8 protein-coding genes and 1 pseudogene are annotated in these 13,320 nt (G+C 56.3%); 6 read left to right on the forward strand and 3 right to left on the reverse strand.

The window, feature by feature from the left end:
* Positions 1-103: 103 nt before the first annotated feature.
* Genes QZ292_RS07100 through QZ292_RS07110 form a run of 3 tightly spaced genes read left to right on the forward strand, consistent with a single transcriptional unit; the run spans position 104 to position 8,702 of the window.
* The gene (locus QZ292_RS07100) at positions 104-3,187 is read left to right on the forward strand and encodes an efflux RND transporter permease subunit (RefSeq protein ID WP_294599855.1); all 3,084 of its coding nucleotides are present in this window, start codon (positions 104-106) and stop codon (positions 3,185-3,187) included.
* Positions 3,184-6,402: an efflux RND transporter permease subunit gene (locus QZ292_RS07105; protein WP_294599858.1), complete on the forward strand. Its 3,219-nt coding sequence runs from the start codon at positions 3,184-3,186 to the stop codon at positions 6,400-6,402. Before QZ292_RS07100 ends, QZ292_RS07105 begins: the two co-directional genes overlap by 4 nt.
* Positions 6,393-8,702, forward strand: coding sequence for an ABC transporter permease (locus tag QZ292_RS07110; RefSeq protein WP_294599860.1), 2,310 nt, complete (start codon positions 6,393-6,395; stop codon positions 8,700-8,702). The genes QZ292_RS07105 and QZ292_RS07110 overlap by 10 nt, the downstream gene beginning before the upstream one ends.
* Positions 8,703-8,710: 8 nt before the next feature.
* On the opposite strand, the gene QZ292_RS07115 is transcribed toward QZ292_RS07110, so the two are convergent.
* Complete coding sequence (locus QZ292_RS07115) at positions 8,711-9,865, reverse strand: 6-bladed beta-propeller (protein WP_294599863.1); 1,155 nt, start codon at positions 9,863-9,865, stop codon at positions 8,711-8,713.
* Between the two features lie 22 nt (positions 9,866-9,887).
* A complete protein-coding gene (locus tag QZ292_RS07120; protein WP_294599866.1) occupies positions 9,888-10,568 on the reverse strand; it encodes a hypothetical protein in 681 nt (226 codons plus the stop codon).
* Positions 10,569-10,802: 234 nt separating this feature from the next.
* On the opposite strand from QZ292_RS07120, the gene QZ292_RS07125 reads away from it, so the two are divergent.
* Genes QZ292_RS07125 through QZ292_RS07135 form a run of 3 tightly spaced genes read left to right on the forward strand, consistent with a single transcriptional unit; the run spans position 10,803 to position 13,106 of the window.
* Complete coding sequence (locus QZ292_RS07125; protein WP_294599869.1) at positions 10,803-12,083, forward strand: DNA methyltransferase; 1,281 nt, start codon at positions 10,803-10,805, stop codon at positions 12,081-12,083.
* A gap of 10 nt (positions 12,084-12,093) precedes the next feature.
* The gene (locus tag QZ292_RS07130; RefSeq protein WP_294599872.1) at positions 12,094-12,411 is read left to right on the forward strand and encodes a hypothetical protein; all 318 of its coding nucleotides are present in this window, start codon (positions 12,094-12,096) and stop codon (positions 12,409-12,411) included.
* Between the two features lie 2 nt (positions 12,412-12,413).
* Positions 12,414-13,106 carry an MjaI family restriction endonuclease gene (locus tag QZ292_RS07135; RefSeq protein WP_294599874.1) on the forward strand — a complete coding sequence of 231 codons (693 nt, stop codon included), beginning with the start codon at positions 12,414-12,416 and terminating at the stop codon, positions 13,104-13,106.
* Positions 13,107-13,144: 38 nt separating this feature from the next.
* Here QZ292_RS07135 and QZ292_RS07140 read toward each other — a convergent pair.
* Positions 13,145-13,320: pseudogene (locus QZ292_RS07140) on the reverse strand (PcfJ domain-containing protein); the annotation flags it as partial.

Below are 13,320 nucleotides of genomic sequence, written 5' to 3' on the forward strand. Positions count from 1 at the left end.
TGCGTAAGCATCCTCTAAAGTTTTTCTGGTTCTCTTTGTTCACAAAGAGAACAGTTCACTCCCGGATAAAAACAGCAAAAACAAAAAGATTATCCGATAAGTTATGATTCGCAGACTGATAGAGCGTCCGATAGCCGTGACCATGTGCGCCATCGCCGTGGTCGTGCTCGGAATCGTGGCCTCGCGACTGCTACCCATCTCCCTGATGCCCGAAGTGGACATTCCGCAGATCACCGTCCGGATCAACGCCCCGAACACCCCCGCTCGGGAGCTTCAGGCCTCCGTCATCGCCCCGCTGCGATCGCAGCTCATGCAGGCAGGCCACCTGCGCGAGATCACCGCCGAAGCCAAGGACGGCGCCGGACTGATCTTTCTGCAATTCGACTACGGCTCCGACATCGACTACCTCTTCATCGACGTCAACGAGCGGATCGACCGCGCCATGGGCTCGCTGCCCAAGGAGGTGGAACGCCCCACCGTCGTCAAAGCCAGCGCCACCGATATTCCCGCCTTCTATCTGAACCTCACCCTGTCCGACAGGCAAGAGACCGGCAGCCCGGCGACAAACAACCGGGCCCGCGAGAACCGGCTGATCGAGCTCAGCAACTTCGCCGCCACCGTGATCGCCAAACGGCTCGAACAGCTGTCTCAGGTCGCCTTCGTGGACATGAGCGGCCGCCTCTACCCCGAACTCATCGTGATACCCGACGCCGCGCGGCTCGAAGCCTTGGGCATCGAACCCTCGCAGCTCGAAGCCGCCATTCAGGCCAACCACATCAACATGGGTAACCTGACCGTCCGGGACGGCCAGTACCAATACAACATCCGGTTCAACTCCACCCTCTCCGGCCGGCGCGACATCGAACAGATTCCGCTCCTCATCGAAGGCCGGCTTTTCCGCCTCGGCGAACTCGCCGCCGTGGTCGAACAGCCCCAGCAACGGCAGGGAATCGTCCTCTCCGACGGCCGCGAAGCCGTCACCATGGCCGTCATCAAACAGTCCGACGCCCGGATGGGAGACCTCAAGGCCGAAATCAACCGCCTCGTCGAACACTTCGAACGCGACTACCCCGACATCGACTTCACCATCACGCGCGACCAGACCCAGCTGCTCGACTACTCGATCGGCAACCTCGAAAGCAACCTCATCGTGGGAGCCGTGCTGGCCTGCCTCGTGATCTTCCTCTTCATGCAGGACTTCCGCGCACCGCTGCTCATCACGCTGACCATTCCGCTGTCGCTGCTCGTGTCGCTGCTCTTTTTCTTCCTCCTCGGCATCTCGATCAACATCATCTCGCTCTCCGGGCTGATGCTCGGCCTCGGGATGATGGTCGACAACTCGATCATCGTCATCGACAACATCTCGCAACGGTGGGATCGCGGCGAACGGATGAAAGAGGCCGTCGTCGTCGGAACGGGCGAAGTCTTCTCGGCCCTCCTCAGCTCGGTGCTGACCACCTGTTCGATCTTCGTGCCGCTGATCTTCCTGAGCGGCATCGCCGGCGCCATGTTCTACGACCAGGCGATGGCCGTGACCATCGGCCTCGTCTCCTCGCTGATCGTCGCTATGACCATCATCCCCGTCTACTACCACCTCCTCTATCGCGGAAAAGAGCAGCGCGGACGAAACCGCATCTTGCAGAAAATCGGCGTCCGGGACATGGCCGGGGCGTACGAACGGAGCCTCAAGTGGGTCTTCCGGCACCAGCGGTTCGTGTGGCTCGCCGTCGCTGGATTCACCGCAGCCGGTATCTGGTTTTATCGGAAACTCGACAAGAGCACCATGCCGGAGATGGACAAAGAGGATATTATTCTGCACGTGGACTGGAACCAGCCGATCACAGCCGCCGAGAACCGCCGCCGGACCGACCGGCTGGTCGGCGAGCTGGGAGCGGGAGCCGAGCATGCCACTGTACTGGCCGGCCGGCAGCAGTTCGTCCTCTCGCACACCCGCGAGACGGGCGGGAACGAAGCCTTGGTCTATGTGCGCGTGAACGATCCGGACTCCCTGGCGGCCGTCGTCGGACGGGCGCAGCGGTACGTGCAGCGGGAGTTCCCCGAGGCCGCCTTCCAGACCGAAGAGGCCGGGAATATCTTCGAGATGATCTTTTCCGAAAACGACGCGACCCTGACGGCACGTCTGCGTCCCACCTCCGGGAGCGCCGAGCCGGACAAGCTCAACCCGCTGCTGGCGGCCCTTCGGGACAGCCTGCCGAGGGTGCGGATCGAGCCCGTCGTCTGGCAGGAGCACATCACCCTCTACGCCGACCCCGACCGGATGGCGCTCTACCGGGTGAGCTACAACGACCTTTACTACACCCTGAAAAGCGCATTCAACGAGAACCGGATTCTGGAGATTCGACAGGGGCAATACTCCCTGCCCGTTTCGTTAGGAGCGGCGGAACAGACCGTACGGGAGGTGCTCGCCACCCACACCGTGCTGTCGGGCGATAAAGTCGAGATACCCGTCTCGTTTCTCCTGACCGAGAGCCCCGACCGCGATTTGCGGAGCATCGTCTCGGGCGCCGAGGGAGAATATTATCCCCTGCACCTCGACGTGACGGACGAAGAGGTGCCGGCGACGATGGCCGTCGTTCGGCGCGCGGCGGAACGCAACGGAAACTTCGAAGTCGGCTTCTCGGGCAGCTGGTTCGACAGCCGCGACACCCTGAAACAGCTCGTGACCGTACTCGTCGTCTCGCTGCTGCTGCTCTACTTCATCCTCGCCTCGCAGTTCGAATCGCTGGTACAGCCCTTCATCATCATGTCCGAAATCGTCGTGGACATCTCGGGCGCCTTGCTGGTGCTGTGGGTCTGCGGGTCGAGCCTCAACCTGATGTCGCTGATCGGCCTCGTGGTGATGAGCGGGATCGTCATCAACGACTCGATCCTGAAAGTCGACACCTTCAACCGGCTGCGGCGCGAAGGCCATGGCCTGCTGCGCGCCGTGCTGACCGGCGGCGACCGGCGGCTCAAACCGATCGTCATGACCTCGCTCACGACCATTCTGGCCATCCTGCCCTTCCTCTTCTCGGGCGGGATGGGGAACGACCTCCAGCGGCCGCTGTCGCTCGCCATCATCGGCGGGATGATCTTCGGAACGATCGTCAGCGTCTACTTCATCCCGATCTTCTATTACCTCATCTACCGCCGACGCGACAGGCGACATACCTCTCCCCGGTCATGAGCACGCCGATACGACGCATATCCCCCTTCACCGTGATTCTGGTGATGGCGACCCTGATGGTGATCGGGATCGCCATGATTCCGCTGCTCCACATCCAATACGCCCCCGGCGTGAGCCAGAAAGGGATCACCGTCTGGTTCAGCTGGCCGGGCGCCTCGGCCCGGGTCGTGGAGCAGGAGGTCACCTCGAAAGTCGAAGGCGCCCTCGCCTCCATCTCCGGCATCCGCGAGATGCACTCCGCCTCCTACAAAGACGGCGGCACTGTCTCCCTCAGCTTCAAGAAAGAGGCCCGGATGGACGCCATCCGGTTCGACATCTCGTCCCGGCTGCGGCAGCTCTACCCCTCGCTGCCCGACGGCGTCTCCTACCCCCAGCTCTCGACCGGCATGGACGGCGAGAGCGCCTCGCCGGTGCTCACCTACACCATCAACGCCGACCTGCCCACCTGGCAGATCGAGCAGTACGCCGAAAAGAACATCGCCGAGCCCCTCTCGCGGATCGAAGGGGTACGACAGGTCTCGGTGACCGGCGCCACGCCGTTCGAGTGGGTCGTGACCTTCGACCCGAACCGCTGCGCCACGCTCGGAATGACCGGCCAGGAGATTCGGAACGCCTTTCAGCAGCTGGCCCGGAACGACCAGTTGGGCATCGGGACGATCGAGACCGACAACCGGACAGGCGAACCGCAACAAATCCGCCTCGGGCTCCGTCCGCGCCCCGTGCCGCCCGAGGAGTGGGAGCGGATCGAAGTGGGCAACTACGGCGGCCGGATCGTTCGGCTGGGCGAAGTCGCCACCGTCGAACACCGCCAGAAGCTGCCCGACACCTACTACCGGATCAACGGGCTGAACAACATCAACCTGACAATCTATGCCGAGAAGCACGTCAATACGCTGGTGGTGACCGACGCCCTGAAAGCGAAAGTGGAGGAGATCCGCGCCTCCCTGCCGCCGGGCTACGCCATCCTGCTGGCCGACGACACCTCGGTCTACATCCGGGGCGAGCTCAGCAAAATCTACTGGCGGACGGGGCTGTCGGTGCTGATCCTGCTGCTCTTCGTCTTCCTCACCAGCCGGAGCTGGAGGTATCTGTGGATGATCGTCCTGACGCTGGCCTGCAACGTGCTGGTGGCCTTCATCTTCTACAACCTCTTCGGGCTGGAGATCCACCTCTACTCGCTGGCCGGGATCACCGTCTCGCTCGGGATGATCATCGACACCTCGATCATCATGATCGACCACTACGGCCGGTTCCGCAACCGGCGCGTCTTTTTGGCCATTATGGGCGCCCTGCTCACCACCATCGGCGCGCTGAGCATCGTCCTCTTCCTGCCCGAGAGCCAGCGCGAGAATCTGGCCGATTTCTGCGCCGTCATCGTCATCAACCTCGTTGTCTCGATGGCGATTTCGGTCTTCTTCATCCCCGCCCTGCTGGACAAAAGCCCGATCTACGGCCGGCAGCGTTCGAAACGCCCCCGCCGTTTCCGCACCCGCGGGAAACGGCGCGCCGCACGGATGACGGCCCTCTATGCCCGCTTCCTGCGACACGGCCGGCGGTGGCGGTGGGTCTATATCACGGCGGTCATCTTAGGATTCGGCCTGCCCGTCCAGCTGCTGCCCGCCAAAATCGAACACAAAAACGAACCGGCCCGGGATTCGACCCTCTGGGTGCGGGCCTACAACGCCACGATCGGCAGCAACTTCTACCAGCAGAAAGCCAAGGAGTGGGTCGAGGGGGCCTTGGGCGGTTCGATGCGGCTCTTCGCCAAGAAGGTTTACAACTCGAACTTCTACAACGATCCGGAACGGACACGGCTGATCATCGGCGCCCGGCTGCCCGAGGGGTGCACCGTCCACCAGCTGAACGAGACGATGCGCGACATGGAGAACTTCCTGAGCGGATTCGACGAGATCGACATGTTCCGCACCTCGATCACGGGGTACGACAACGGGCAGATCACCGTGACCTTCCGACCCGAAGCCGACCGGCAGGGCTTCACCTTCCGGCTGAAAGACCTCGCCACCTCGAAAGCCATCAGCCTCGGCGGCGCCGACTGGAGCATCTACGGCGTGGGACAGGGATTCAACAACAGCCTCAGTTCGGGATGGAAATCGAACCGGATTACGCTGCGGGGATACAACTACGAACAACTCTACCGCTATGCGCAGGAGTTAGTGGACTCGATTTCGGTCAATCCGCGGGTGTCCGACCCGGAGATCATGGGGCGGGTCACCTTCGGCGGGAAAGACAACCGAACGGAGTTCTATCTCGACCTGAACTTCGACCGCTTCGCCTTATACGGCGTGACCCCGTCGGCCTACTACCGGACGCTGAGCGAACAGGTCTACCGCCAGGGATTGCCGTCGTTCTACCACGACGGACGGATGGAACAGGCGGTGCTGGTCTCCTCCGAGGCGGAGCGTTTCGACGCGTGGCACATGCGGAACGACATCCTGACGGTCGGCGACCGGAACGTCAAGCTCTCGGAGCTGGGCGAGCTGGCCAAACGCCGCTCGGGCAATAACATCTACAAATACAACCAGCAATACTCGCTGATCGTGGCTTTCGACTTCGTAGGCTCCTACGAGCTGGCGAACCGCTTCACCGACCGGCAGACCGAACGGCTCCGAGCCGAGCTGCCGGTCGGTTACAGCGTGGCGAACGACCGGGGCGGCGGCTGGTGGGGTGACGACGGCGGAACACCGTACTGGCTATTGGGACTGGTGATCGTCATCATCTATTTCATCTGCTCGGTGCTCTTCGAATCGCTCCGACAGCCGCTGGTGATTATCGCGATGATTCCGATCTCGTTCATCGGCGTTTTTCTGACCTTCTACCTCTTCGAGCTTCGGTTCGACCAGGGAGGCTTCGCCTCGTTCGTCCTGCTGAGCGGTCTGGTGGTCAACGCCGGCATCTACCTCATCAACGACTACAACCTCTTCCTGCGGAGCGGCGTGCGGGCGGGGCTGACAACCTACCTGCGGGCTTACAACCGCAAGATCGTGCCGATTCTGCTGACCGTGCTTTCGACGGTACTGGGACTGGTTCCGTTCGTGGTGGTGAGCCGCGAACCGTTCTGGTTCTCGTTCGCCGCGGGCGCGATGGGCGGGATGCTCTTCTCGCTGATCGCGATCCTGCTCTTCCTGCCGCTCTTCCTGCCGATGAAACCCGTATCGATCGCGAAAGAAAAAAACTCTTATAGCCGATGTTTCTAAAAAGCTTTTTCAATTTCCTAAACCGGAATAAACTATACACGACGGTCAATTTTTTCGGACTTTCGTTATCGTTGGCATTCGTGCTTCTGCTGGGACTCTACATCCGGCGCGAGACCTCGATCGACCGGCAGCACGCCAATTGTGATCGGATCTACCGACTTCAGTCTTCCGAGAACATTACACTCCCGGCCCGGCTGGTATCCGATCTGGCAGGACGTTATCCGGAGATCGAAGCGACGACCCGCATGCGACAGTTCAGCCGTTGGGTACAGCGGACGCCGGAAACGGGAGCTAATGAAGAGATTTTGGCGGTCGATCCGGACTTCTTTCGGATGTTCTCATTCCCAATGGTCGAGGGCCATGCCGACGAGGTGATGCGCACCCCGAAAGAGATCGTACTGACGCGCGGTTTCGCCACCGCACTGTTCGGCACGCGACCGGCACTGGGAGAACATGTAACGATCAACGGAGATAATTCATATACTGTCTGCGGCGTGGTCTCCGATTTTGAAAACTCGCACCTCCGGACGCCGTCAATCCTGGTGCCGTTCGAGAAGACCGGGCCACTGATGGAAAGCTATGGTACGTGGGGCACCTCGATCTATCTGATGAGTCATGCAGGAGCCGATCTGGCCGGAAAGATTGACGACATCAATGCTTTCGCTGAACACGACCTGAATTTCAATCCACTCAAAGAGAGCGACGACGAGCACTTAGAGCTGGTGCCGCTCACGGAGCTCTATTTTTCGCCCGACGCAACGGAATACACCCGGACGAACAACCCGAAATTCATTCTGATTCTCGGAGTTACAGCGTTGCTGGTTCTAATCTTTGCCGCCATCAACAACATCAACCTGTCGACCGCCCAAACCGGCTCCCGGGCCAAAGAGTTCGCCATGCGAAGGCTGCTCGGAGGAACCCGGCGGGCGATGTTCGCCGGGTGTATCGCAGAGACTATCCTGTTTTGTTTCGCTTCGTTGAGCGTCGGGCTGTTGATAGCCTCCCTGTTCGAACCATACTTCGCCGACATGATGGGTACCTCTCGCGATTTGATTGCGGAGGGGATGACATGGAGCAACGGGTTGTGGATAATCGGTCTGGTGATCCTACTGGGTGTAATTTGCGGGGTGGTTCCGGCGGGAATGATTGCCGCCGTGCGACCGATCGAGATCGTTCGCGGGACGTTCCGGCGGAAAACCAAGATGGTGTACAGCAACCTCTTTATCGGATTGCAACTCTGCATTACGATCGTGTTGCTCTGCGGCACGATCACGGTTGCCCGACAGGTGCGATACATGAAAAGCAGCGATTTGGGGTTCGACAAGGAATATATTGTCGCTTGTGATTTCGGGAACACCTTCAGCCTCAGCGACAAAGAGCCTCTGCGGACAGAACTGGCGGCCATTCCGGGGGTCGAGTCGGTATCGTTCTGTACGGGCTATCCGACGGTTTACGGAAACAATCAGATGTTCGACGACCGGGAGGGGGTGACGCACGATTTCAACCGTTACCAGGTCGATACGGCATTTATGAAGATGTTGGGTCTCCGTATTCTGCACCGGACAGGCGTCACGGACGCCGATGCAGTGTGGCTGAACGAGACAGCGTGGAGACGCCTCGGCCTGACCGACGACGCAACGGAATACCGAGGCTGCGACTGGTGGCCCTTCAAGATCGCGGGAAAGGTGCAAGACTTCCATGCACTGGATTTCTCGGAACCGATCGGCGAAACGATGATCGAACCGCTGACGGACGAGCAGATGCCGTATTATGTCCTGATCAAGGTCTCTCCGGCCGATCCGTTCGCCACTCTGGAACGAATTCGGACGGCGTATAACAAACTGGCCTGGGGTGACGTGTTCGACGGTCGTTTTCTGGATGACCGGGTGGCGGATATGTACACGCGTCAGACACAACTCTCACGAATGATGGGAACGCTGTCCGGCGTCGCCCTCGTGATCTCGGCTCTCGGACTGCTGGCCGTAGCCACTTACTATACCCGTCAGCGGGTACAGGAGGCGGCTGTCCGCAAAGTGTTCGGCGCGACGAGCGGAGAGGTGCTCGCCTTGCTGTTGGGCCGATTCCTGAAATTAGTGGGCGTATCGTTCGTTATTGCGGTGCCGGTCGGATGGTATTTCATGCGGGAGTGGCTGGCGGAGTTTGCCTACCGGATTCCGCTGTCGTGGACGATTTTCGCACTGGCGGGCGGCATCGTGTTGCTGATGGCCGGAGGGACGGTGCTATGGCTATCGATCCGCACGGCGGAAACCCATCCGGCTGTGGTGCTCAAACAATCGTAAGATATCCGTTACTCTTTCAGCGGCAGAATCGCCACCACCAAATTGCTCTGCTCCGTCACGCCAGATGCAACCGCCCGTAACGCCGGATCGGTGATCCGCTCCTTCCGATCCAGCAAATCCAACGGATCGAGCTCGCCGACCAGCCGGTTCCGGCGGATGCTCCGCGGTGTGAAACGCACCCCGTCCACGAACAGTCCCGGCCGGCCGTCATCTCCCTTCGGGATGTAGCACGTCCCGTCACTTCTGTCATACACCAGCAGCGTCCGTTCGCCCATCAGACCGTTCTGGAGCGAGAGGAACAGATACCGTTCCCCGGCCAGCAGATCCACCAGCCGATAATAATCCGGCCACTCATTCATCGCCTCGAACGTCATCTTTTCCGCCGGGAATCGATACCGCCCCATCTCCAACCGGCAGGCAGGCCGCACCGAATCGCCGCTCAGACGACATATCGTATCGCTGAGCTCCTCCTTGAACCACAGTTCGTTCCCGTTGTCGCAGAGCACCTGGAATCCGACCTCCACCGCCACCCGTCCCTTGTCCGGCACCCGAATCTCGCCCCGAGGCGTCAGGTCGTCCGCTGAATAACGGGTAAACAGCACCCGTTTCCCGTCCGCCTCCGCCTCTCCCGACGGATAGTGAAAGACCAGCAGCTCCCCGTTCCGATAAGCCATCTGGGCCGACCGGATCGAATCGTTGCGCGCCGTCCGGACATTATCCCGGTCATAAGCGATCACGCCCGTCCCGTAGACGAACGCCCGATCGTTCTCCGCATCCACCGCCAGATACGACACCCCCGGATACTCATCCGGCCCGTGTCCGATCCGCCCCCGGGTGGAAACGAACCTCCCCGAGCCGTCGAAATACTTGACCGCGCTATTGGCCGCCCCATAGCTCTTTTCCGTGACATAGAATCCGGTTTCCGACGACACCAGCATGTACACCTCGCCGACCAGCGCCTCGGGCGCATCGTCCAGCGCGACATATTCGACCGCGCCCGCAGCGAAATCAGACAACGAGCCCCTCCGTTCCCGGCCCAGTCCCTGTTCGACAGGGATAACCGCCAGCCCATCGGCAGTAGAAGCCCCCGGTTCGCCGCAGCCGGTCAGACACAGGGTCGAGACAAGCGTCAGCACAGAGGTGAAATGCAAAAAACGTATCATATCGAAAGCGTTTCGTTAACGATCAATCCCTGACCAGCCGGACCGAGATCCGCCCGCTGCCTCCCCACCGGTGGATGTTCACGAACGACGGATCCATGTAACAAACCCGAACCCACTCCCGTCCCTCCGGCGTCGCAGTCATATAGATGCCGTTCAGCCCCACCGACCGCTCCCGGGCCGGATAACCGGCAGCCGGAAATTCCAGCGTGTCGGCCCCCTGGACGATCCGCAGAAACGACTGCCTCCGCCCCGCCCGACCCATTTCATACGTGATTCCGGTGATACTGTCCCGAAAAAAGGCGCTTCCACGGTCGGTCTGCTCCCATTCGGTCTGACAGAACTGCCGGGCCGGCCGTATACGTTCATAATCGGCCTCGGTCGGAAGCCGCCACCCGTTCACGCAGTGCCGCTTCACGAACGCGGCCCGGTCGGCATAGGAGAAATAGCCACCCAGACTCTCCTCCCACCCTTCGGACGGAAGCGCCGTCGCGCCGAGGTTGTATCGTTTCCATTTCAGACCGCCGATCCGCACATAATGTCCCGTGTCGAGCCCCGACCCGACGTTTTCGTCCCGGCCGGCGACAGAGGCCTGCTGCGGCGAACCGCACCCGACCATCCCGACGGTCGCCGCAACCCATAAAAAAGCTGCCTCATGACCTAATAATGAATCATATCCGCAAGATAGTATATATTTTTGTAACAAGTATGGATGGAGCTCTTTTCAATTAAAATACGGCGCACTTTTCAATTAGTATCTACACCATTGTAAGAGACATTTTTGGTTATCACACCCTCAATATACGAATAATTGTGCATTAAGCACGGTAGCTATGGCAGATAATTTGTGGCAGCCTTGACCTTTTTATTCTGTCGGTGTAGAAATCTCGCGATTTATATGTAAATTTGCACCAAATATTTAATATAAATCACGCAGCAAATGGCAGAATACATACAAACCAAGCACACACTTGTCAATGGCGACAGCCGGAATATGCGGCTTATGCCTGACAAGTCTGTGCATTTGATAATCACCTCTCCACCGTATTGGCAACTAAAGGATTATGGCAGTGATGAACAAATAGGATTTAATGATAATTACGAGGATTATATAAACAATCTGAATCTCGTCTGGTCGGAATGTAATAGGATTCTTAAGGACGGTTGTCGCCTATGCATAAACATTGGTGACCAGTTTGCGCGTTCGGTATATTATGGACGTTATAAGGTCATTCCCATAAGGACGGAAATTATAAGATTTTGCGAAACCATAGGGCTTGATTATATGGGGGCTGTTATTTGGCAGAAACAGACAAGCATGCACACTACGGGCGGAGGCGTTGTAATGGGTAGCTTCCCTTATCCTCGAAATGGCATACTGAAGATTGATTATGAGTTTATCCTTATTTTCAAAAAGCAAGGTAAAGCTCCTGTGCCTACGAAGGAACAAAAGGCTCTGTCGGAAATAGGCAAGGAGGATTGGAACAAGCTCTTTGCCTCTCATTGGACTTTTGCAGGGGCTAAGCAAAATGGACATATTGCTGTTTTTCCAGAGGAACTTCCCGCACGACTGATAAGAATGTTCTCTTTTGTCGGAGAAACCGTCTTTGACCCATTTATGGGCAGCGGGACAACCGCATTGGCAGCAAGGAACCTGAATAGGAACTCTATCGGATATGAAATAAACAAGAGTTTTCGCAAATATTATGAACAAAAAGTGATAGATACGACTTTTATGAACCATAGCCTGTATAATATACGGGAAGACGAAGAATCGTATACCTGTAACGGAAATGCAGCCAGCCTGCCTTATTTATTCCACGACCCGTTGAAAATGAATAACAAAATTGATGTCAAGAAACTGCAATTCGGTTCAAAGATAGATAAGGATAGTGAAGCCCGGGAGGAATACTATTCTGTAAAAGATGTGTTAGCCCCCAATTTGTTAAGGTTAAGCAGTGGCTTAGTAGTGAAGCTTTTGGGCGTTGAACCCAATCCACAAACAACAGAGCAGGCAACCGACTATCTCCTGAAAAAGACCAAAGGACATAAAGTCTATCTGCGTTTTGATGAGGTGAAATATGATTCAAGCAACAGGCTTTTATGTTACCTGTATCTTGAGAACAAGACTTTTATCAATGCACATCTGCTTAAAGAGAAATTGGCGATAGTGGATACAAGTATGGAATATAAATACAGAAACAAATTTTCAAATTATTAGAATAAAAAATATGGCACCGATAAATGATTTATTAAGAGTTATTCCTTTGGGCAAACAAAATGCAATTCATGCAGAAGACATCGCAAGATTATTAAATCTTCCGACCGGAGGAAACCAAGTAGAAGCAAGAGGGCTTATTAGGGAGGCTATTCTGCAAGGAAATATAATATTAAGTATTCCCAAAGTTGGCTATTGGCGTTCAAATAGCAAAACAGAAGTTGAAACTTATATTACGTCATTAAATGAACGTGCACAAGAAATAAATGAACGAAGTATTGCAATAAAACAAGCGTGGAATAGCGCAAACCCTCAAAATGTAATATTATAATTATGAAAATATACTCAATGACTTTTGCCGGCAAAAAGGAGTTCTTGCTAAATCATGCTTGCCAATTATATCAATTAACGCGACCTAACAAGGTAGGGGAAGTTATGAACCTGATACGCCAATGTCAACCTTCTTCCATTGAAGAATGGGAGGATTGGTATTTCGCAAATGCACAAACTTCCGGTAAAACACCTGTCCGGATTTCAAAAGAAACAATACACGAACTTGGAGAACGTCTCTATATAAAGATGACAGAACTTGTAATACCACAAGTACAAGAAGCCATCAACAATATAACCAGACAAGATTGTCTTGACTATGTGTATAACCTGACAATTAATCGCACATATGATGGATATCAAAGAGAGAAATCTGTAGTCAATGATGGATTAGCAAAAATTTTCAAGGATATTAAGTTCGTGGAAAGCGATCCAGAACTTGACCATGCCGGAGATATTGATTATGTAGCAAAAGTTGGCGATTATCAAATAGGCATTCAAATAAAGCCAGTTACCGCCAATGCAAATTTTGGCGGTTATTCTTTATCAGAAAGGATGAAGAGCAGCTTCGACAGCTTCACTGAAAAATACGGAGGCAAAGTGTTTGTCGTATATAGTCTGCGTGGAGAAATTGCGAATAAGGATGTTGTAGATTCCATATCAAAAGAGGTTGAGGAATTGAAATTGAGAAAATAAGGTTCAACATTAAGTTCACGCTCCCGCTCCAACTACCTTTGCCGCTTTGCCACCAACTTGTCGTGTTCCGCTTTGAGGTCGGCAGGGCAGACATATTTCGGGCTGTTCGTGTCCTTGCCAAAATGACGCAGGAGGTCTATGGTGTCGCACCACATGGAACCGTCCGAAATGGTGTAGCCGTTGCGGATGCAAATCTTGACGGATGCCCAATACC

The sequence above is a fragment of the uncultured Rikenella sp. genome, assembly GCF_910577125.1.
Classification (GTDB): Bacteria; Bacteroidota; Bacteroidia; order Bacteroidales; family Rikenellaceae; genus Rikenella.

Bases quoted from the DNA above. Each gene is read 5' to 3' on its own strand.
- QZ292_RS07100 (WP_294599855.1), top strand. From the start codon at position 104: ATGATTCGCAGACTGATAGAGCGTCCGATAGCCGTGACCATGTGCGCC.
- QZ292_RS07105 (WP_294599858.1), top strand. From the start codon at position 3,184: ATGAGCACGCCGATACGACGCATATCCCCCTTCACCGTGATTCTGGTG.
- QZ292_RS07110 (WP_294599860.1), top strand. From the start codon at position 6,393: ATGTTTCTAAAAAGCTTTTTCAATTTCCTAAACCGGAATAAACTATAC.
- QZ292_RS07115 (WP_294599863.1), bottom strand. From the start codon at position 9,865: ATGATACGTTTTTTGCATTTCACCTCTGTGCTGACGCTTGTCTCGACC.
- QZ292_RS07125 (WP_294599869.1), top strand. From the start codon at position 10,803: ATGGCAGAATACATACAAACCAAGCACACACTTGTCAATGGCGACAGC.
- QZ292_RS07130 (WP_294599872.1), top strand. From the start codon at position 12,094: ATGGCACCGATAAATGATTTATTAAGAGTTATTCCTTTGGGCAAACAA.
- QZ292_RS07135 (WP_294599874.1), top strand. From the start codon at position 12,414: ATGAAAATATACTCAATGACTTTTGCCGGCAAAAAGGAGTTCTTGCTA.